Here is an 18900-nt window from a genome sequence, read left to right as displayed (position 1 = left end):
TCGGCCACGCCGTACAGCGTCACGTTGGTGGTGGATTGTTGTGCGTCTTGCGCGTTGGCAGCGGCCGATGCGGCCAATGCAACCGCGGTCACGGCAAAGGTGGTGAACTTCATTCGAATCTTCTCCGATCAGTAGACAGACCCCTTGTCCCACAGGCACGCGTCACGCACCGACCGCGTGGCAGGCACCGACCGGTGCTGCGTCTTGGGGTCGAATGCTAGGGTTGTCCCTGATCGGGAAAAACCTCTCCATCGGCAAGGCGGCATTGCCGAATCAGCAATGATTTACCTCTTGAAGCCCCGCCATGCGTTCCCAAGGGACGAACCCTTAAACTTCAAGGCCGCCTTCGCATCACGATGTGTCGGCAGTCCGTTTCCCGTTTCCCGTCCAGAAGGCCCTCATGTCCGGCAGCACCCTCGGCACCCTGTTCCGCGTCACCAACTTCGGCGAGTCGCACGGGCCGGCCATCGGGTGCGTGATCGACGGCTGCCCGCCAGGGATGGAGCTCAGCGAGGCCGACATCCAGCCGGAACTCGACCGCCGCCGCCCGGGCACCTCGCGCCACGTGACGCAGCGCAACGAGCCGGACGCGGTCGAGATCCTGTCCGGCGTCTACGAGGGCAAGACCACCGGCACGCCGATCTGCCTGCTGATCCGCAACACCGACCAGCGCAGCAAGGACTACGGCAACATCCTGCAGACCTTCCGCCCCGGCCACGCCGACTACACCTACTGGCACAAGTACGGCATCCGCGACCCGCGCGGCGGCGGGCGTTCGTCTGCCCGGCTGACCGCGCCGATGGTCGGCGCCGGCGCGGTGGCCCGCAAATGGCTGAAGGCGCAGTACGGCACCGCGTTCCGTGGCTACATGACGCAGCTCGGCGAGCTGGAGATTCCGTTCGAAGGCCACCAGCACATCCCCGACAACCCGTTCTTCGCGGCCAACGCGTCGAAGATCGCCGAACTCGAGGCCTACATGGACGCGCTGCGCAAGTCCGGCGATTCGGTCGGCGCGCGCATCCGCGTCGAAGCGACGCAGGTGCCGGTCGGCCTCGGCGAGCCGTTGTTCGACAAGCTCGATGCCGACATCGCCTACGCGATGATGGGCATCAACGCGGTCAAAGGCGTCGAGATCGGCGCCGGTTTCGCGAGCGTCGCGCAGCGCGGCACGCAGCATGGCGACGAGCTGACGCCGCAGGGCTTCCGCAGCAACAACGCCGGCGGCGTGCTGGGCGGCATCAGCACCGGGCAGGACATCAGCGTCAGCATCGCGATCAAGCCGACCAGCTCGATCCACAGCCCGCGCGATTCGATCGACCTGCAGGGGCAGCCGACGGTCGTGCAGACCCATGGGCGCCACGACCCCTGCGTCGGCATCCGCGCCACGCCGATCGCCGAGGCGATGCTGGCGCTGGTGCTGATGGACCACGCGCTGCGGCACCGCGCGCAGTGCGGCGACGTGCGGGTCGACACGCCGAAGATCTGAGGCGTCGCCGGCGGCGGCCATGAAGTTCCGCCGGTTCGTCGTACGGGTTCACGACTCAGGACCCTCAATCTGCAGTCTGTCGCACGCGGTGTCGGACCGGTGGGTGCCGAACCTACACTCCCGCCCATGAACACAGCACACAACGATCACGGCGCCGCCCCACACGGGCTGCAGCCGGTGGACGGAGGATCATCGCGGACCTCCCGGCGCAGACTCTGGGTGGGCGGCGCGATCGGCGCGGTGGCCATCGCCGGCCTCGCGCTCGCGGTGGTGCCCGGGCTCGGCAACAGCTCGAAGGCGGCTGCCGCGAAGAAGGACGCGGCGCCGGTCGCGCTCGAGTTCGTCGCCGCCGAGATCGTGCAACCGAAGCAGCTCGCGATGCCGCTGGTGGTGGAGTTCTCCGGCCCGCTGGTCGCGCCGCGCACCGCGGTGATCCGGGCCAAGGCGACCGGCACGCTGCTGGAGCTGAAGGTGGCCGAAGGCAGCCGCGTGAAGGCCGGCCAGCTGCTCGGCGACATCGACCTGGCCGACCTGCAGAGCCGCGTCGCCGACCGCTCCGCCGCGGTCGAGTCGGCCCAGGCCGCGCTGGTCGAGGCCGAACGCACGCATGCCGCCAACGTCGGCCTGTCGGCGCAGAACTTCATCTCGTCGACCGCGCTGCAGTCGTCGCAGGCCCGGCTCGACGCCGCGCGCGCGCAGCTCAAGTCGGCGCAGGCGCAGCTCGCGACCTCGCGCGTCGGCGTCAAGGAAGCCGCGCTGGTCGCGCCGATCTCCGGCATCGTCGGCAAGCGGCACGTGGTGCCCGGCGAGAAGGTCAGCGCCGAGCAGCAGCTGCTGACGGTGGTCGACCTGTCGACGCTCGAGCTGGCCGGCACCGTCGGCACGCACGAGGTGTCGCTGCTGAAGCCCGGCCAGCCGGTGCAGGTGCAGGTCGAAGGCCAGGGCAAGCCGGTGCCGGGCCGCATCGACCGCATCGCCCCGGCGGCCGAGGCCGGCACGCGTGCGATCGGCGTGGTGGTGGTGATGGACAACCGCCAGGAGCTGTTCCGCGCCGGCCAGTATGCGCAGGCCCATGTGGTGCTGCCGGACGACACGACGCGCCTGACGCTGCCCATCAGCGCGGTCGGCCAGGCCTCGGGCCAGGATTTCGTCTGGACGCTCGAGAAGGACGCGCTGGTGCGCCGCATCGTGATCACCGGCCGCAAGGACGCCGCGAGCGACCGCATCGAGGTCAGCAAGGGCCTCGCGGCCGACGCCCAGGTGCTCGGCGCGCGCTTCGACAACCTGCGCGAAGGCCAGCCGGCGAAGATCGTCACGCAGCGCACGGCGCCGAAGGCCGCCAGCGCCTCGGCCTCCGCCGCCCGTTCCTGAACCCCGGAGACCGCCATGTGGTTCACCCGCGTCTCCATCAACAACCCCGTCTTCGCGACGATGATCATGGCCGCGCTGTGCGTGCTCGGCCTGTTTTCGTACAGCCAGCTGCGCGTCGAGCGCCTGCCGGACATCTCGCCGCCGATCGTGTTCGTCAGCGTCGCCTACCCGGGGGCCTCGCCCGATGCGATCGAGACCGAGCTGACGCGCCCGATCGAGCTGGCGCTGAACGGCATCGCCGGCGTGAAGATGATCCGCTCGAACAGCTTCGAGGGCCGCAGCGAGACGGTCGTCGAGTTCCAGCTCAGCGCCGACATGACGCGCGCAGTGCAGGACGTGCGCGACAAGGTCGCGGCGGTGCAGCCGGCGTTTCCGCGCGACGCGAAGACGCCGTTCGTCTCGCGCTTCGACGGCGACAACGCGCAGCCCACCGTCTACCTGTCGCTGCTGGCGCCTGACCGCAGCGCGCGCGAGCTCTCGCTGCTGGCCGACAAGACCGTGCGCAAGCGGCTGGAGCGCTCGGCCGGCGTCGCGCGCGTCGACGTCGGCGGCATGACGGTGCGCCAGGTGCGCATCGACCTCGACCCGCAGCGCCTGCGCGCCTACCAACTGACGCCGGCCGATGTGTCGGCCGCACTGCAGCGCGCCAACGCCGACATGCCGGTCGGCCTGCTGAGCAGCTCGAAGGAGGACGCGATCGTGCGCGTCGAAGGCAAGGTGCGCGACGCCAAGGCCTTCGCCGAGGTGGTCATCGCGTCGCGCAACAACATGGTGGTGCGGCTGGCCGACCTCGGCGAACTGGTCGAGCGCGAGCGCGAGCCCGATTCGCTGTCGCGCGTCGACGGCGTGCCGGCGATCTCGTTCCAGGTCTACAAGCAGCAGGACGCCAACATCGTCGAGACCGGCGCCGCCATCAAGGAAGCTGCCGAGGAGCTGCGCAAGAGCCTGCCGCCCGGCGTCGAGCTGCGGCTGGTGTATGCCGACAGCGACTGGGTCGAGCGCAGCCTGAGCGGCGTCAAGCACACGCTGGTCGAAGGCGCGCTGCTGACCATCGCGATCGTGTTCCTGTTCCTGCACAGCTGGCGCAGCACGGTGATCACCGGGCTCACGCTGCCGATCGCGGTGATCTCGTCGTTCATCGCGGTGTACGCGTTCGGCTTCACGCTGAACTTCATGACGATGATGGCGCTGAGCCTGTGCATCGGGCTGCTGATCGACGATGCGATCGTGGTGCGCGAGAACATCGTGCGCCACGTGCACATGGGCAAGAGCCACGTGCAGGCTGCGCGCGACGGCACCGAGGAGATCGGCCTGGCGGTGATGGCCACCACCTTCGCGATCTGCGCGGTGTTCGTGCCGGTGGCCTTCATGAAGGGGATCATCGGCAAGTTCTTCTTCCCGTTCGGCGTCACGGTGGCGGTCGCGGTGCTGGTGTCGCTGTTCGTCAGCTTCACGCTCGACCCGATGCTGTCCAGCATCTGGCGCGACCCGCCGACCCATCGCCTCGCGCAGTTGCCGGTGCTCGGCCACCTGATGCGCTGGACCGACCGCGGCATGGACGTGCTGCACGTCGTCTACGAGCGCACGATCCGCTGGGTGTTCTCCGGGCGACGCTACCGCGTGCTCGTGCCGCCGATCCCGGCGTACGGGCGCCCGTTCGATGCGTCGGGCCGGCGCGACCGGTCGCAGCCGCGCCGCCTGCGCCTGGCGACGCTGACGCCGCGCGGCCTGGTCGCCTGGGGCGCGGTCGGCAGCTTCGTGCTGGCGATCGCGCTGTCGACGCAGATCGGCAGCGAGTTCATCCCCGATGCCGACAACAGCTACATCCAGCTGAACGTGACGCTGCCGGTGGGCACCAGCCTGCAGCGGGCGAGCGCGAAGCTGGCGCAGGTCGAGCAGGTGATCGGCGGCATGAGCGAGGTGCGCCTGACCTCGACGACGATCGGCGACACCGGCAACGGCAGCCGCAACTCGGCCACGCTGAGCATCCAGCTGGTGAAGCCGCACGAGCGCAAGCGCAAGCAGAGCGAGGTCGAGGCGGCGATGCGCGAGGCGCTGAAGCCGATCCCCGGCATCGAGATCACGGTCGGCCAGCAGCCGATCTACGTCGCGCTGCTCGGCCCCGATCCGCAGGTGCTGGAAACCGAGGTGCAGCGCCTGGCCGACAAGGTCGCCAAGGTGAAGGGCATCGCCGACCTGACGACCTCGGTGAAGCCCGGCCTGCCGGCCTATGCGGTGCGGCTGAAGCCCGATGCGGTGCGCGAGCTGGGCCTGACCACCAGCCAGCTGGCCGCCAGCCTGCGCAGCTACGTGAACGGCGATGTCGCGACCTGGTGGACCTCGCCCGACGGCGAGCAGGTCGACGTGGAGCTGCGGCTGCCGCAGGCTTCGCGCGAGAACATCGCGCAGCTCGACAACCTGCCGGTGGCGTACGCGAAGGACGGCACGCCGATCGCGCTGTCGCGCGTGGCCGACATCGTGCCGGTGGTGAACCCGCTGGTGATCAAGCGGCAGGACCTGCAGCGCCGCCAGGCCATCTACGCCGGCACGCAGGGCCGCCCGAGCGGCGACGTGGGCGCCGACGTGCAGAAGATCGTCAAGGAGACGCAGCTGCCGCCGGGTTACCGCTTCGACGTCGGCGGGCAGACCAAGGACCAGGCCGAGGCGCTGTCGGGCATCCTGATGGCGCTGGTGGCGGCGGTGATCTTCATCTACATCGTGCTGGCCTCGCAGTTCGGCAGCTTCCTGCAGCCGGTGGCGATCATGGTGTCGCTGCCGCTGGCGCTGCTGGGCGTGATGGTTGCGCTGTGGGTGACCCGCTCGACGCTGAACCTGTTCTCGATGATCGGGCTGGTGATGCTGATGGGGCTGGTGACGAAGAACGCGATCCTGCTGGTCGACTTCGCGAACCACGGCCGAAAGGCGGGGCTGGGCATGGCCGACGCGCTGCTGCAGGCCGGGCTGGTGCGGATGCGCCCGATCATCATGACGACGGCGGCGATGGTGTTCGGCATGCTGCCGCTCGCGCTCGCGCTCGACGAGGGCGGCGAGATCCAGGCCTCGATGGGGCGGGCGATCATCGGCGGCGTGATCACGTCGACGCTGCTGACGCTGATCGTCGTGCCGGTCGTCTACTCGTACCTGGTGCGCGAGCGCAAGCCGGCGGCGGTGCCCATCGCGTTCGCGCCTGGCTCGGTCGACCTGCCGCAGACATCGGCGCCAAGCTGAAATCGCCCGTCGCTTCTGCTTCCACAGGCCTGTAAGGTCCGCCGCGACGCCACGACCAACCCGTCGGCCGGAGTGGATGCTGTTCGTCCGACCCGACGCCACATCCCATCAACCGTCGAAGGAGACGTTCATGCTGAACCTGAAATCCGGCCTTGCACTGGCCACCACCGCCGCCGCCCTGTTCTCCATGGGCACCGTCGCCACCAGCGTCCAGGCCGCCGACGACGGCAGCGTCAAGTGCGCCGGCGTCAACAGCTGCAAGGGCACGTCCGAGTGCAAGACCGCCAAGAGCGAGTGCAAGGGCCACAACAGCTGCAAGGGTCAAGGCTGGGTCGGCAAGAAGACGGCGGCCGAGTGCACCGGCGCCGGCGGCACGGTGCTCAAGTAAAAAACGCGCTGCCGTCGGAGCGCTTGCGAATGCAGCCCCAGCGGCCCTGGAGCCGGCGAGCCGCGTTGCGATCCCTCGGGGCCTCGGCCGCGCTGCTCGGCGCGTCCGCTGTCGCGCAGGGGCAGGCCTCGTCTGCCGAAGAGGTCTACGAGGCGCTTCGCCTGCAGCGCGGCGAGACGCTCCGCGTGGCCGGCGGCGAGCTCAAGCTGGTCGTGCAGCCGAACGGCGCCGGCGCCGATTGGCTCCGGCAGGTCCATGCCTGGGTGGACCGCGCCATCGCGGTAGCCAGCATCTACTTCGGGCGCTTCCCGGTGGATCGTGCGGGGCTGCTGATACGCGGCGTGCCCGGGTCCGGCGTGCGCGGCGGTGTGACCTACGGCTTCGACACGTCTGCGGTGAAGGTCGACGTCGGCCGCGAATCGGGCCCGCGCGACATGCAGGACGACTGGATCCTCACGCACGAATTCATCCACCTCGGCTTTCCGAGCCTCAGGCGACGCCATGCGTGGATCGAGGAAGGCTCCGCGACCTATGTGGAGCCGATTGCCCGCATCCAGGCGGGTCAGCTGACGGCCGCGCGGATGTGGCGCGACCTGCTCAACGACCTTCCGAAGGGATTGCCCGCGCCGGGCGATGCGGGGCTGGACAACACCCACACCTGGGGCCGGACCTACTGGGGTGGCGCGCTGTACTGCCTGGTCGCGGACGTCGAACTGCAGCGCGTCACGGCCGGTCGCCATGGGCTGCAGACGGCATGGCGCGCGATCCGCGACGCGAGCGGCGGCAACGTCGCCTTCTGGACCATCGAGCAGGCCCTGACCGCCGGCGACCGCGCCACCGGCCGGTTCGTGCTGACGGACCTCTATCGCCAGATGGCGCCGGCGGCGTTCGCCGTCGACATCGACGCGCTGATGGCGCAACTCGGCGTGCGCGCGGCCGCGGACGGCACGGTGGTTCTTGACGATGCGGCGCCGCTTGCGAGCGTGCGACGCGCCATCACGCGAGCAGGCTGATCACATCGCGAGCGTCAGCACCCCCAGCACCGCGAAGATCACCGCCGCGATGCCGTGCACCAGCTTCACCGGCAGCCGGCTGGCCGCCTTGTGCCCCAGCAGCACGGCCGGCACGTTGGCGAGCATCATCCCGAGCGTCGTGCCGGCCACCACCGCGCCGAGGTCGGCATAGCGCGCCGCCAGCGCCACGGTCGCGATCTGCGTCTTGTCGCCCATCTCGGCGATGAAGAACGCGATCACCGTGGTGCCGAACACGCCGAAACGCTGCGGCGTGGCCTCGTCGTCGTCGATCTTGTCCGGGATCAGCATCCACGCAGCCATCGCGATGAACGACAGGCCGATGAGCCAGCGCAGCGTGCCCGGTCCGAGCCAGCCCGCGATCGCGGTGCCGACCGCACCGGCCAGCGCGTGGTTCACCAGCGTCGCGACCAGGATGCCGAGGATGATCGGCACCGGGCGCTGGAACTTTGCGGCCAGCAGCAGCGCGAGCAGTTGGGTCTTGTCGCCGATTTCGCCGAGTGCGACGGCGCCGGTCGAGACGAGGAAAGCTTCCATCGGGAGAGGTTGTCCGGGGCCGGAGGACGCAATGACCGCGCCGCGACCCCGGCCCTTCCGGAGGCAGCACGGTCATCGGTCTTGCCAGGCGCGCGACGTGTCGCTGCTGCCTGCGCCATGGCCGGTGGGCCAAGTGTGTTGACGCAAGCCCCTGCAGGTGCTGCAGGGCGGCTACTCCCCAATGACGGGTGGGGCGGATTGTAGCGGCGCGGCGTCAGCGCGACACGTGGATCACGTCGCGCACGATCGGGTAGATGTGGTTCTGCCAGCGCCGGCCGCTGAAGACGCCGTAGTGGCCGACGCCCGCCTGCACGCAGTGGGTGCGCATGTAGGGCCGCAGCCCGCTGCACAGGTCCTGCGCAGCGAGTGTCTGGCCGGGCGCGCAGATGTCGTCGCGCTCGCCCTCGACCGTCAGCAATGCGGTGCGGCGGATCGCGGCGGGCCTGACCGGCCGGCCCCGGAACGTCAGCTGGCCGAGCGGCAGCGCGTACTCCTGGAACACGAGGCGCACGGTCTCGAGGTAGAACTCGGCCGGCAGGTCGGCGACCGCGAAGTACTCCTCGTAGAAGTTGCGGGTCGCGGCCGCCTGCTTCAGCTGGTCTTCGTCCGGCTCGGGCTGCGCCAGGTTCTCGTAGTAAGCCTTGAAGGCGTTGATGTGCCGCTCCTTGTTCATGCTCATGAACGCGGTCAGCTGCACGAAGCCCGGGTAGACGCGCCGGCCGGCGCCGGGGTAGCGCCACGGCACGACGCCGATCAGGTGCTTCTCGAACCAGGCGATGTCCTGCGTCGTCGCGAGCTTGTTGACCTCGGTCGGGCTGATGCGGCAGTCGATCGGGCCGGCCATCAGCGTCAGGCTCAGCGGCGTGGCCGGGTGGCCGTCTTCCGACATCACCGCGACCGCGCTCAGCGCCGCCACGCACGGCTGGCAGATCGCCACCAGGTGCGCGCCCTCGCCGAGGGTCGCGAGGAAATCGATCAGGTGCTGCGTGTACTCGTCGAGCCCGAACGGCCCGGCCGCCAGCGGCATCTCGCGCCCGTTGTGCCAGTCGGTGATGTAGACGTCGTGGTCGGCAAGCATCGTGCGCGCGGTGTCGCGCAGCAGCGTCGCAAAGTGGCCCGACATCGGCGCGACGATCAGCACCCGCGGCTGCGGCACGGTCGTGTCCTTGCGGAAGTGCAGCAGCGTCGCGAACGGCGTGACCTGCGCGGCTTCCTCGGTGACGGCCACCGGTTCGCCGGCGACGAGCACGCTGTCGATGCCGAACGCAGGGCGGCGGTGCGTCACCTGCGCCAGGCCGAGCACCTCGCAGGCGGCGGCCAGCCGGCGGTTGGGGGCCCAGGCCGCCCAACCGAAGCTCGGATCCTGCAGCATCGGCAGCGCCGTTCGCGCCAGCGTCTGCAGCGGCCACATCATGTCGGCGTGGGCCTGGTAAGCCTGGTACATCATGGGTTCTCCTGCGCGCGGTGGCGCGCCCTGCCAGGCCAGCAACTTGCGCGCCAGCCGGCCCTGCGCACGCCGCGTGATGGCATGGCGCTTGCTGGACCCGTCCCGGACACGCCACCCCGCCGCGTGGTTTCGGAGACCCTGCATGTCGACCGTCGCCGCGAAGAAGACTGCCTCCAGACCCGCGGTCAAGCCCGCGGCCGCGAAGGCGACGCTGACGCTCAGCAGCCGCAATTACTCCTCGTGGTCGCTGCGCGGCTGGCTGCTGGCGCGCTTCGCGGGGCTGGACTTCGACGAGGTGATGGTGTCGCCCGACGACGCCGAGGCGCGCAAGGAGCTGCTGCTGCTCGCGCCGTCGATCCGCGTGCCATGCCTGACGCACGACGGCGCGAAGGTGTGGAACACGCTGGCGATCGCGCAGTACCTCGACGAGATCAAGCCGGATGCCGGGCTGATGCCGAAGGACCGCATCGCGCGGGCGCATTGCCGCTCGGTCAGCGGCGAGATGAACTCGGGCTTCGCGAACCTGCGCAGCTCGCTGCCGATGAACCTGAAGGCGCACCACCCGGGACACAAGATCTGGGCCGGTGCGCAGCCCGACATCGACCGCATCAGCGAGATCTGGACCGAATGCCTGGCGCTGTACGGCGGACCGTGGCTGTTCGGCGCGCAGCGCACGATGGCCGACGCGATGTACGCGCCGGTCGCCACGCGCTTCATCACCTACGGCGTCAAGCTGAACAAGCCATGCATCCTCTACTGCCAGGCCATCATGGCGATGCCGGAGATGCAGGAATGGATCGCTGCCGCGAAGGCCGAGCCCGACGACATCGAAGAGCTCGACATGGAGTTCTAGTCCCGGCGTTCTAAGGGCGCGTCCAGGGCGTGACCGGCGGCACCTCGCAAGGCGCCGGCATGTCGATCGACGTGAAGTCCGACGGCCCGACGATCTCGATGTACTCCATGTCGGGCGAGTAGTCGAACAGGTAGTGCACGATGCCGGGGCGCTGGTGCACGCAGTCGCCGGCCGAGACCAGCGTCTCGCGGTCCTCGTACATGAACTTCGCCCAGCCCTTGGTCATGATGACGATGTGGAATTCCGCTTCATGTCGGTGCCAGCCGGTGCCCTTTTCGGGTGCCAGGTTGGCCTTCACCAGCTGGGCGAGCACCCGGCCCTTCGTGGCGTCTTCGATGCCGAGGTCGCGGTACAGGAAGAAGTCCCGCAGTCCGTCGCTGCGCCAGGCGGTGTCGCCCGGCTTCACGTGCGAGAACTTCGTGGTGGTGCTGTCCAGCATCGCGAACCTCCAGCGTTCAGAACGGTGGGCTGCGGCATGCAGGAAGCGTTCCACGCCGGGCCGGGTAAAGTCGCGCGACCACCGGAGACCACGATGCGCCAATCCGCGATCGCGATGCTGGCGGCCTGCCTCGGCGGGCTGGCCGGCTGTGCCAACTACGAACCGCCCAAGGCCTGGGAGAAGGGCCACCTCGCGAAGCCCGAGATGACGATGGGCGGCGATGCGCTGGAGCAGCGCTTCGAGCAACACATCTACACCAGCAAGGAAAACGCGTCCGGCGGCTACGGCGTGGGTGGCGGAGGCTGCGGATGCAACTGAACGCGCCCCTCGGCACCCTCGTGCTGGCCGCGATGGCCTTGCCCGGCGTCGTGCACGCCGACAGCGCGCCCGAGCAGGGCCTGGTCGGCCTGCGCTTCCTGAACTACCAGGATTCGCAGCCCGGCTGGAAGCGCATCACGGTGAACTCGCCATCCTTCCTGCTCGTCGCACCGATCGGCCGTGACTGGGGGCTTGAGGCGACGGCCACGGTAGACCACGTCTCCGGCGCGACGCCGCGCTACCACAGCAACGTGTCGGGTGCGTCGACGATGGACGACGAGCGCAAGGCCGGCGACCTGAAGGTGACGCGCTACTTCCAGCGCGCTTCGCTGTCGCTCGGCGGCGCGTACTCGACCGAGCACGACTACCTGTCGCGTGCGTTCTCGCTGGCCGGCACCTGGTCGAGCGACGACAACAACACCACCTGGAATGCCGGCTTCGGCCATGCCGGCGACAAGATCGACCCGACCGGCGGCGGCTACGACGGCAACGTCGCGAACGAGCGCAAGCGCACCAACGACTTCATCGTCGGCGTCACGCAGGCCGTCACCGGCGACGACCTGGTGCAGGCCAACCTGACGCACAGCCGCAGCACCGGCTACCTGAACGATCCGTACAAGGCACTCGACCAGCGCCCCAGCGAGCGGCGCCAGACCGCGCTGCTGCTGCGCTGGAACCACCACTTCGCGGGCGACGGCTCGACGCTGCGCAGCAGCTGGCGCGCCTACAACGACAGCTGGCAGGTCAAGGCGAGCACGCTGCAGCTCGAGTGGGTCAAGCCGGTCGGTGGCGGTGTCAGCCTGACGCCGCTGCTGCGCTACTACACGCAGAGCGCGGCGTCGTTCTACGCCGACCCGGTGTACGACACGGCGCTCGGCGAGCCCTACCCGGCGGGCTGGGATGCCAACGCCTACAACTCGCTCGACCAGCGCTTGTCGGCCTTCGGGGCATTCACGCTCGGGCTGAAGCTGCAGTGGGCGGTCGACGACGTGTGGACGGTCGACCTGAAGGGCGAGGCCTACCAGCAGCGCGGCGAATGGCGCGCCGGCGGTGAAGGCTCGAAGGGGCTCGAACCGTTCAAGGCGCGCATGCTGCAGGTCGGCATCAGCCGCAAGTTCTGACCATGCAGATGCATCCGATGTCGGCGCGCGCCGAGGCGCAAGCCGACGACCTCGGCTTCGGCTTCAGCGCGATGGCCTGCGAGTGCGAGGTGCGCATCGCCGGCCTCGGCCGCCGCCAGGCCGAACCGCTGGCGCGCGAGGCGATCGCCGAGGTGCAGCGCATCGAATCGAAGTTCTCGCGCTACCGCGATGCGAGCGTGGTGTCGCGCATCAACGCGGCGGCCGGCAGCGGCCAGCCGGTCGAGGTCGACGTCGAAACGGCCGACCTGCTCGATTTCGCCGCGCAGCTGCATGCCGGCAGCGGTGGGCTGTTCGACATCACTTCGGGCATGCTGCGCCAGGCCTGGGATTTCAAGGCCGGCCGCCAGCCCGCCGACGGTCAGCTGGCGCAGCTGCTGCCGCGCGTCGGCTGGCAGCGGCTGCGCTGGCAGCGCCGCGGCCCGGGGCAGGTGGGCCGCATCGAGCTGCCGATGGCCGGCATGGAGCTCGACTTCGGCGGCTTCGGCAAGGAGTACGCCGCCGACCGCGCCGCCACGCTGCTGCAGTCGCGCGGCGTGCGCCACGGCATGGTCAACCTGGGCGGCGACATCCGCCTGGTCGGCCCGCGACCCGATGGCCGCCCGTGGGTGCTCGGCGTGCAGCACCCGCGGCACGAGCGCGCCTTGATCGCCCGCATCGACCTGGCCGACGGCGCGCTTGCTACCAGCGGCGACTACGAGCGCTTCTTCGAGCAGGACGGCGTGCGCTACTGCCACATCCTGGATCCGCGCGACGGCCGGCCGGTGTCGCACTGGCAATCGGTCAGCGTGGTCGCGCCGGCCTGCCTGGCGGCCGGCGCGCTGACGACGATCGCGATGCTGCTGCAGCGCGACGCGCTGCCGTTCCTGCAGTCGCAGAACGTCGGCTACCTGGCGGTCGATGCGCAGGGTGGCATCCACCGGCACGAGATCTGGCAGCGCGGCGAGAGCGCGAGCGTCCGGCCATGAGTCGCCTGCGTCGGCGGGCCCTGCTCGCGGGCTGGGCGGCGACGGCCGTGGGCCCGTCGTGGGCGGCGAGCCGCTGCTTCGGCAAGGTGGCGCAGGGCCGGCTCGAGGGCGGCGTGACGCTGCCGGCGGATGGTGCGAACTTCTCGGCCTACAGCCGGCTCGGCGTGACGGCCGGCCGCACGCACGTGCATGCGACGGTGCGCGACATCGTCGTCGACGCCTATGCGCAGCTCGCGACGGCGCTGCCCGGCACGGTGTTCGTCTACGGCGAGACCGGTTGGGCGGGCGGTGGCCGCATCCGCCCGCACCGCAGCCACCAGAACGGCCTGTCGGTCGACTTCTTCGTGCCGGTGCGCAATGCGGCCGGCGTGTCGGTGCCGCTGCCGACGGGGATCACGAACAAGCTCGGCTATTCGATCGAGTTCGATGCGGCAGGGTGTTTCGACGACCTGCGCATCGACTTCGCGGCGATCGCCGAGCACCTGTTCCAGCTCGCCGAATCGGCACGGCGCCACGGGTCCGGCCTCGCGATGGTGATCTTCGATCCGCCGTACCTGCCGATGCTGCTGGCCACGCCGCGTGGCGACTGGCTGCGCGAGCACGTCAACTTCATGAAGGGCCGCGCGTGGGTGCGGCACGACGAGCACTACCACGTCGATTTCCGCATGACTTGCGCGCCGCTCGCGTGAGCTGCCTCAGGGCTGCGCCGACAGGTGCAGGTGGCGCAGCTGCCAGCCTGACGGCGCACGCGTCCACAGTGCCGTGAACGCGAGCCGGCCCGATGCCGGGGCGGCATTCGGCGCACCGATACCGCCCAGCCGCGTGCCGGTCACGAGTGCGGTGTCGCCGAAGAGCTGCAGCGCCAGGTCGGCAACGCGCAGGTCGATCTGCCGGCCGGACTTGAACAGGCCGTCGAAGGCCTTCGCGTCGAGGTGCAGCAGCGCCTTCGATTCCGGCACGGTCTCGGTGAAGCCGTCAGCGGGCAGGTAGCGCGCGACGGCGTCGAGGTCTTTCGCGCTGATCTTCGCGAAGAAGTCGGTGGTGGCGGCGACCGGGTCGGTGGCCGCGTCGGCCGCGGCAGCGGCGAGCGGGGCATTCAGCAAGGTCATGGCAAGGGCGATCGAGGCGAGGGAGTGGAGGGGTTTCATGAGGTGGCGGCGCTCAGGCGGTCGCGACCTCGAAACCCAGCGTCTTCAACGCGATCTCGGCGGCCTGCTGGTCCTGCAGCGCATTGCCGCCGGAGATGCCGATGCCGCCGACCACGCGCCCTTCGTGGACGATCGGGCAGCCGCCGCCGACGGCCACCAGCCGCGGCCGGTGTGCAAGCTGCGCGACGGCCGGGTCTTGCACGATGTCGCGCCACACGTGGGTGCCGAGGCCGAACGACGCGGCGGTCCAGGCCTTGTCGACCGCGACGTCGACGGTCAGGAACGCAGCGCTGTCGCTGCGGTCCAGCGCCTTCAGGTGGCCGGCGGCATCGGTGACGGCGATCGTGGCGTGGATGCCGATGTCGTCGCAGGCGGCACGGGCGGCGTCGATCAGGCGGGCCGCGGCTTCGCGGGCGATCGACGAGGAGGCAACGGTGAGGGGCGCTTGGGGTCGGGTCATGGCGATGGGATTCTGGTGGATGAGGCCCGCACTCTAGAATCGCAAGCTTCGATTGATAAGGCTGCGCAGAAAGTATCAATTTCAAATGAAGGTTGACAATATCGCCGACTTCGAAGTGCTGCTGCAGACCGCGCGGGGCGGCTCGTTGACGGCGGCAGCCGGGGCCCTCGGCATCACGCCGGCGGCCGCCAGTGCGATGCTGAAGCGGCTGGAGACGCAACTCGGCACGCGGCTGTTCGAGCGCTCCACGCGCGCGATGCGGCTGACCGCGCAAGGGCAGACGCTGCTCGGCTACGCGACGCGGGCCTTCGAGCTGCTGGCCGAGGGCGAATCGCAGGTGACGGAAGAGCGCGGTGCGCTGGTCGGCAGCTTGCGCGTCGCGGCGCCGTCGGACCTGACGCGCACGACGCTGCTGCCGTGGTTCAGCGAGTTCCTGGCGGCGCATCCGGGGCTGCAGTTGTCGCTGTCGGTCGGGGACCGTCCGCTCGACGTGGTGCGCGACGATGTCGACGTCGCGCTGCGCTACGGCATGCCGGCCGATTCACGGCTCGTGGCCCGGCTGCTCGCACCGGCGCGCCCGGTGCTGTGCGCGTCGCCCGACTACCTGCGCCGGCACCCGGCGCCGCAGACGCCGCAAGACCTGCAGCAGCACAACTGCCTGACCTTCGACCGCAGCGGCCGCAACTTCCGCAGCTGGCGTTTCGGCCGCGACGGCCACTGGGTCGACGTGCGCGTCAAGGGCGACCGCAGCGCCGACGATGCGTCGCTGGTGCGCGAATGGGCGGTGGCCGGCGCCGGTGTGATGTTGAAGTCGCAGATCGACATCCGCGCCGAACTGCGCAGCGGGGCACTGGTGCCGCTGCTGCCGCAGTGGGAAACCGAACCCTACCCGCTGCACGCGCTGCTGCCCAGCAGCCGCTTCGTGCCGGGGCGGGTCAGGGCGTTGGTGGACTTTCTGGCGAGGAAGTTCGAAGCGCTGATGTGATGACGCGCCTCAGTCGAGGGCCATCCGCACGCTGACCCGCGGCGCACCCGCCAGCATGCGCCCGATCACCGCCGCCTGACCGAACCCTGCGGCGTGAAATCGCTCCAGCACCTTGGCCGCGGCCTCGGGCGCGCAGCTCACCAGCAGCCCGCCGCTGGTCTGCGGATCGGTGAGCAGCGCTTGCTGCCATGGCTGCACCTCGGGTGCGAGCGTCACGTCGGTGCCATAGCCGGCCCAGTTGCGGGCCGACGCGCCGGTCGCGATGCCGTGGCGCGCATGCGCCGCGGCCGATTCGATCAACGGCAGGGCCGGCAGGTCGAGCTGCGCGGCCAGGCCGGAGCCGCGGCACACCTCCAGCAGGTGGCCGGCCAGCCCGAAGCCGGTCACGTCGGTCATCGCGTGCACGCCGTCGAGCGCGCCCAGTTCGCTGCCAACGCGGTTCAGCTGCGTCGTGTGGCGCAGCATCTCGGCGTAGCCGTCGGCGTCGAGCAGGCCCTTCTTCAGCGCGGCCGACAGGATGCCGACGCCCAGCGGCTTGCCCAGCACCAGCACATCGCCGTCGCGGGCGTCGGCATTGCGGCGCACGCGGTCCGGGTGCACCAGGCCGAGCGCGACCAGCCCGTAGATCGGCTCCAGCACGTCGATCGAATGGCCGCCGGCGATCGGGATGCCGGCTTCGCGGCAGATGCTCGCGCCGCCTTCGAGGATCGCGCCGATGACGGCCGGCGGCAATTTGTCGAGCGGCATGCCGACCAGCGCGAGCGCCATGATCGGCGTGCCGCCCATCGCGTAGATGTCGGAGATCGCATTCGTCGCCGCGATGCGGCCGAAGTCGCGCGGGTCGTCGACAATCGGCGTGAAGAAGTCGGTGGTGGCCACCAGCGCCTGCCGGTCGTTCAGCCGGTAGACGGCCGCGTCGTCCGCGGTCTCGGTGCCCACCATCAGTTCGGGCGGCACCAGGCCCTGCGGGGCGCGCGCCAGGATGTCGGCCAGCACGCCGGGTGCAATCTTGCAGCCGCAGCCACCGCCGTGCGAGAAGGAAGTGAGTCGGATGGGTTCGGTCATCTCTGAAGTGTCGATCAAATCGTTGTCGAAGGTGAAACCGTCGGGGGCACGCCGATGAGCCACAAGCCCACCACGGTGGAAGACCTGTCGTCCTTCAGCGTGCTGATCGACGTGCGCACGCCGGCCGAGTACGCGCTCGACCACATTCCCGGCGCGATCAACTGGCCGGTGCTCAGCGACGACGAGCGCCGCATCGTCGGCACGACCTACGTGCAGGTGTCCGCCTTCGAGGCCCGCAAGATCGGCGGCGCGATGGTGGCCCGCAACATCGCCGACCACCTCGACCGGCTGATGCGCGACAAGCCGCGCGACTGGCGCCCGCTGCTGTACTGCTGGCGCGGCGGCATGCGCAGCGGCAGCTTCGTCAACTGGCTGCGGCTGGTCGGCTGGGACGCGCAGCAGCTGAAGGGCGGCTACAAGGCGTGGCGCGCGCATGTCATCAGTGAACTGGCCCGCCGCGCGCCGGCGCTGCCGCTGCGCGTGCTGTGCGGCCCGACCGGCAGCGCGAAGACGCGCGTGCTGCATGCGCTGGCGCAGCAGGGCGAGCAGGTGCTCGACCTGGAGGCGCTGGCCGCCCACCGCGGCTCGGTGCTCGGCGACCTGCCCGGCACCGAGCAGCCGTCGCAGAAGGGCTTCGAGACGCAGCTGCTGCACGCGCTCGATGCGCTCGATCCGTCGCGCCGCATCTGGGTCGAGGCCGAAAGCCGTCGCATCGGCCGGCTCACCGTGCCCGAGCCGCTGCTGCAGCGGCTGCGGGCCAGCCCCCTCGTCGAGATCGCAGCCACCCGCGAGGCACGGCTCGCCTACCTGCTGCGCGACTACGCCTGGCTTGGCGACGACCCGCAGCGACTGGCCGACAAGCTCGGCGGCCTGCGCGAGCTGCTGCCGAAGGAGACGCTGGCGGCCTGGCAGGCGTGGGCACTGCAGCGCGAGCTGCCACCCTTGTTCGAGGCGCTGATGGCCCAGCATTACGATCCGCTGTACGCCCGCTCGCAGGGGCGGCAGCTCGAACGCATCGGCCAGGCGCAGCGCGTCGAGGCCGACGACCTCTCGCCCGACGGCATCGCGGCGCTCGCACGGCGAGTCGCGTCGCTGCCCTGAGCGCTTCGCGCCGATTTTTTTCCTCTTTCCCCGAACCTCCAGGACCCGACATGACCTTTTCGATCCAACGCCTGATCGCCGCCCTCTCGCTGACCGTGCCGCTGGCGCTGGCCGCCGGCACCGCGATGGCACAGACCGCGACGCCCGGCGTGCTGCGCGTCACCGCGATCCCCGACGAATCGCCGACCGAGCTGGCGCGCAAGTTCGCGCCGCTCGGCAAGTACCTCGAAGCCAAGCTCGGCCTGAAGGTCGAGTGGACGCCGGTGACCGACTACGCGGCCGCCGTCGAGACGGTGGTCAACCGCAAGATCGACCTGGCCTGGTTCGGCGGCTTCACGTTCGTGCAGGCGAACGTGCGCTCGAACGGCAAGGTGATCCCGCTGGTGCAGCGCGAGGAAGACGAGCGTTTCCGCTCGGTCTTCATCACCGATGCAAAGAGCGGCATCGCGAAGCTGGAAGACCTGAAGGGCAGGACGCTGAGCTTCGGCTCGGCATCGAGCACCTCGGGCCACCTGATGCCGCGCAGCTTCCTGCTGGCCGCGAAGATCAACCCCGATGCCGACCTGAAGCGGGTCAGCTTCTCGGGCGCGCACGACGCGACGATCGCCGCGGTGGCGAGCGGCAAGGTCGATGCCGGCGCGCTGAACATCTCGGTGTGGGAGAAGTTCGTCGCCGACAAGAAGGTCGACACCAGCCAGGTGAAGGTGTTCTTCACGACGCCTGCCTACTACGACTACAACTGGACGGTGCATGCCGACATGCCGGCCGACCTGCGCAACAAGATCCAGCAGGCCTTCCTCGCGCTCGATCCGGCCACGCCGGAAGGCAAGGAGATCCTGGGCCTGCAGCGCGCGACCCGCTTCGTCGCGACCAAGCCCGAGAACTACGTCGGCATCAAGGCCGCGGCAGAGAACGCCGGCCTGCTGAAGTGAAGGA

At 70.0% G+C, this 18900-nt stretch carries 19 protein-coding genes and 1 riboswitch; of the genes, 13 read left to right on the top strand and 6 right to left on the bottom strand.

Going from position 1 to position 18900, the window contains the following annotated elements; translation table 11 throughout:
• Positions 1-400: 400 nt before the first annotated feature.
• The 5 genes from aroC to FHT26_RS25225 all read left to right on the top strand — a co-directional run bounded on the left by aroC (position 401) and on the right by FHT26_RS25225 (position 7486).
• Complete coding sequence (gene aroC, locus FHT26_RS25245) at positions 401-1486, top strand: chorismate synthase (RefSeq protein ID WP_168562843.1); 1086 nt, start codon at positions 401-403, stop codon at positions 1484-1486.
• A 219-nt stretch (positions 1487-1705) separates the two neighbouring features.
• On the top strand, positions 1706-2857 hold the full coding sequence (locus tag FHT26_RS25240) for an efflux RND transporter periplasmic adaptor subunit (RefSeq protein WP_349238221.1): 1152 nt from the start codon (positions 1706-1708) through the stop codon (positions 2855-2857).
• A gap of 15 nt (positions 2858-2872) precedes the next feature.
• Entirely contained in the window at positions 2873-6085 is a 3213-nt protein-coding gene (locus tag FHT26_RS25235; protein WP_168562841.1) for an efflux RND transporter permease subunit, read from the top strand.
• 130 nt (positions 6086-6215) lie between these two features.
• Complete coding sequence (gene bufA2 / locus FHT26_RS25230) at positions 6216-6473, top strand: BufA2 family periplasmic bufferin-type metallophore (RefSeq protein WP_168562840.1); 258 nt, start codon at positions 6216-6218, stop codon at positions 6471-6473.
• Between the two features lie 29 nt (positions 6474-6502).
• A complete protein-coding gene (locus FHT26_RS25225) occupies positions 6503-7486 on the top strand; it encodes a hypothetical protein (RefSeq protein WP_168562839.1) in 984 nt (327 codons plus the stop codon).
• On the opposite strand, the gene FHT26_RS25220 is transcribed toward FHT26_RS25225, so the two are convergent.
• Both FHT26_RS25220 and FHT26_RS25215 read right to left on the bottom strand, forming a co-directional pair.
• Positions 7487-8041: a TMEM165/GDT1 family protein gene (locus FHT26_RS25220; RefSeq protein ID WP_168562838.1), complete on the bottom strand. Its 555-nt coding sequence runs from the start codon at positions 8039-8041 to the stop codon at positions 7487-7489. It abuts the gene before it with no gap.
• Positions 8042-8102: 61 nt separating this feature from the next.
• A riboswitch (yybP-ykoY riboswitch) is annotated at positions 8103-8233 on the bottom strand.
• Between the two features lie 22 nt (positions 8234-8255).
• Positions 8256-9488 carry a polyhydroxyalkanoate depolymerase gene (locus FHT26_RS25215; protein WP_168562837.1) on the bottom strand — a complete coding sequence of 411 codons (1233 nt, stop codon included), beginning with the start codon at positions 9486-9488 and terminating at the stop codon, positions 8256-8258.
• Between the two features lie 142 nt (positions 9489-9630).
• On the opposite strand from FHT26_RS25215, the gene FHT26_RS25210 reads away from it, so the two are divergent.
• Positions 9631-10341, top strand: a complete 711-nt coding sequence (locus FHT26_RS25210; RefSeq protein ID WP_168562836.1) for a glutathione S-transferase family protein — start codon at positions 9631-9633, stop codon at positions 10339-10341.
• Positions 10342-10351: 10 nt separating this feature from the next.
• Here FHT26_RS25210 and FHT26_RS25205 read toward each other — a convergent pair whose 3' ends face one another.
• The gene (locus FHT26_RS25205) at positions 10352-10780 is read right to left on the bottom strand and encodes a cupin domain-containing protein (protein ID WP_168562835.1); all 429 of its coding nucleotides are present in this window, start codon (positions 10778-10780) and stop codon (positions 10352-10354) included.
• Positions 10781-10873: 93 nt separating this feature from the next.
• Here FHT26_RS25205 and FHT26_RS25200 point away from each other — a divergent pair, with 93 nt between their 5' ends.
• The 4 genes from FHT26_RS25200 to FHT26_RS25185 are packed head-to-tail and all read left to right on the top strand — an operon-like array spanning position 10874 to position 13894.
• Positions 10874-11098 carry a DUF4266 domain-containing protein gene (locus FHT26_RS25200; protein WP_168562834.1) on the top strand — a complete coding sequence of 75 codons (225 nt, stop codon included), beginning with the start codon at positions 10874-10876 and terminating at the stop codon, positions 11096-11098.
• Positions 11089-12219, top strand: a complete 1131-nt coding sequence (locus FHT26_RS25195; protein ID WP_210427582.1) for a DUF3570 domain-containing protein — start codon at positions 11089-11091, stop codon at positions 12217-12219. The genes FHT26_RS25200 and FHT26_RS25195 overlap by 10 nt, the downstream gene beginning before the upstream one ends.
• Before the next feature lie 2 nt (positions 12220-12221).
• Positions 12222-13205 (top strand): FAD:protein FMN transferase, encoded by a 984-nt coding sequence (locus FHT26_RS25190; RefSeq protein ID WP_246868096.1) that lies wholly within the window; start codon positions 12222-12224, stop codon positions 13203-13205.
• Positions 13202-13894 (top strand): penicillin-insensitive murein endopeptidase, encoded by a 693-nt coding sequence (locus tag FHT26_RS25185; protein ID WP_168562833.1) that lies wholly within the window; start codon positions 13202-13204, stop codon positions 13892-13894. Before FHT26_RS25190 ends, FHT26_RS25185 begins: the two co-directional genes overlap by 4 nt.
• 6 nt (positions 13895-13900) lie before the next feature.
• Here FHT26_RS25185 and FHT26_RS25180 read toward each other — a convergent pair whose 3' ends face one another.
• Both FHT26_RS25180 and FHT26_RS25175 read right to left on the bottom strand, forming a co-directional pair.
• Positions 13901-14314 carry a YybH family protein gene (locus tag FHT26_RS25180; protein ID WP_168562832.1) on the bottom strand — a complete coding sequence of 138 codons (414 nt, stop codon included), beginning with the start codon at positions 14312-14314 and terminating at the stop codon, positions 13901-13903.
• A 52-nt stretch (positions 14315-14366) separates the two neighbouring features.
• Positions 14367-14813 carry a GlcG/HbpS family heme-binding protein gene (locus FHT26_RS25175; protein ID WP_168562831.1) on the bottom strand — a complete coding sequence of 149 codons (447 nt, stop codon included), beginning with the start codon at positions 14811-14813 and terminating at the stop codon, positions 14367-14369.
• An 85-nt stretch (positions 14814-14898) separates the two neighbouring features.
• On the opposite strand from FHT26_RS25175, the gene FHT26_RS25170 reads away from it, so the two are divergent.
• A complete protein-coding gene (locus FHT26_RS25170; protein WP_168562830.1) occupies positions 14899-15798 on the top strand; it encodes a LysR family transcriptional regulator in 900 nt (299 codons plus the stop codon).
• A 9-nt stretch (positions 15799-15807) separates the two neighbouring features.
• On the opposite strand, the gene selD is transcribed toward FHT26_RS25170, so the two are convergent.
• Positions 15808-16863 (bottom strand): selenide, water dikinase SelD, encoded by a 1056-nt coding sequence (gene selD, locus FHT26_RS25165; protein WP_168562829.1) that lies wholly within the window; start codon positions 16861-16863, stop codon positions 15808-15810.
• Between the two features lie 54 nt (positions 16864-16917).
• Between selD and mnmH the strand changes: the two genes are divergently transcribed.
• A complete protein-coding gene (gene mnmH / locus FHT26_RS25160; protein ID WP_168562828.1) occupies positions 16918-17964 on the top strand; it encodes a tRNA 2-selenouridine(34) synthase MnmH in 1047 nt (348 codons plus the stop codon).
• A gap of 50 nt (positions 17965-18014) precedes the next feature.
• Positions 18015-18896, top strand: coding sequence for a putative selenate ABC transporter substrate-binding protein (locus FHT26_RS25155; protein WP_168562827.1), 882 nt, complete (start codon positions 18015-18017; stop codon positions 18894-18896).
• Positions 18897-18900 lie beyond the last annotated feature (4 nt).

The organism is Rhizobacter sp. SG703 (assembly GCF_012275445.1).
Classification (GTDB): Bacteria; Pseudomonadota; Gammaproteobacteria; order Burkholderiales; family Burkholderiaceae_C; genus Rhizobacter.
Note: the sequence above shows the minus strand (reverse complement) of the source record. Positions and strands in the feature narration are given on the sequence as shown.

What these genes read in the sequence shown, in the direction of transcription:
- aroC (WP_168562843.1), top strand. Translation starts at nt 401, where the DNA reads ATGTCCGGCAGCACCCTCGGCACCCTGTTCCGCGTCACCAACTTCGGC.
- FHT26_RS25235 (WP_168562841.1), top strand. Translation starts at nt 2,873, where the DNA reads ATGTGGTTCACCCGCGTCTCCATCAACAACCCCGTCTTCGCGACGATG.
- bufA2 (WP_168562840.1), top strand. Translation starts at nt 6,216, where the DNA reads ATGCTGAACCTGAAATCCGGCCTTGCACTGGCCACCACCGCCGCCGCC.
- FHT26_RS25225 (WP_168562839.1), top strand. Translation starts at nt 6,503, where the DNA reads ATGCAGCCCCAGCGGCCCTGGAGCCGGCGAGCCGCGTTGCGATCCCTC.
- FHT26_RS25220 (WP_168562838.1), bottom strand. Translation starts at nt 8,041, where the DNA reads ATGGAAGCTTTCCTCGTCTCGACCGGCGCCGTCGCACTCGGCGAAATC.
- FHT26_RS25215 (WP_168562837.1), bottom strand. Translation starts at nt 9,488, where the DNA reads ATGATGTACCAGGCTTACCAGGCCCACGCCGACATGATGTGGCCGCTG.
- FHT26_RS25210 (WP_168562836.1), top strand. Translation starts at nt 9,631, where the DNA reads ATGTCGACCGTCGCCGCGAAGAAGACTGCCTCCAGACCCGCGGTCAAG.
- FHT26_RS25205 (WP_168562835.1), bottom strand. Translation starts at nt 10,780, where the DNA reads ATGCTGGACAGCACCACCACGAAGTTCTCGCACGTGAAGCCGGGCGAC.
- FHT26_RS25200 (WP_168562834.1), top strand. Translation starts at nt 10,874, where the DNA reads ATGCGCCAATCCGCGATCGCGATGCTGGCGGCCTGCCTCGGCGGGCTG.
- FHT26_RS25195 (WP_210427582.1), top strand. Translation starts at nt 11,089, where the DNA reads ATGCAACTGAACGCGCCCCTCGGCACCCTCGTGCTGGCCGCGATGGCC.
- FHT26_RS25190 (WP_246868096.1), top strand. Translation starts at nt 12,222, where the DNA reads ATGCAGATGCATCCGATGTCGGCGCGCGCCGAGGCGCAAGCCGACGAC.
- FHT26_RS25185 (WP_168562833.1), top strand. Translation starts at nt 13,202, where the DNA reads ATGAGTCGCCTGCGTCGGCGGGCCCTGCTCGCGGGCTGGGCGGCGACG.
- FHT26_RS25180 (WP_168562832.1), bottom strand. Translation starts at nt 14,314, where the DNA reads ATGACCTTGCTGAATGCCCCGCTCGCCGCTGCCGCGGCCGACGCGGCC.
- FHT26_RS25175 (WP_168562831.1), bottom strand. Translation starts at nt 14,813, where the DNA reads ATGACCCGACCCCAAGCGCCCCTCACCGTTGCCTCCTCGTCGATCGCC.
- FHT26_RS25170 (WP_168562830.1), top strand. Translation starts at nt 14,899, where the DNA reads ATGAAGGTTGACAATATCGCCGACTTCGAAGTGCTGCTGCAGACCGCG.
- selD (WP_168562829.1), bottom strand. Translation starts at nt 16,863, where the DNA reads ATGACCGAACCCATCCGACTCACTTCCTTCTCGCACGGCGGTGGCTGC.
- mnmH (WP_168562828.1), top strand. Translation starts at nt 16,918, where the DNA reads ATGAGCCACAAGCCCACCACGGTGGAAGACCTGTCGTCCTTCAGCGTG.
- FHT26_RS25155 (WP_168562827.1), top strand. Translation starts at nt 18,015, where the DNA reads ATGACCTTTTCGATCCAACGCCTGATCGCCGCCCTCTCGCTGACCGTG.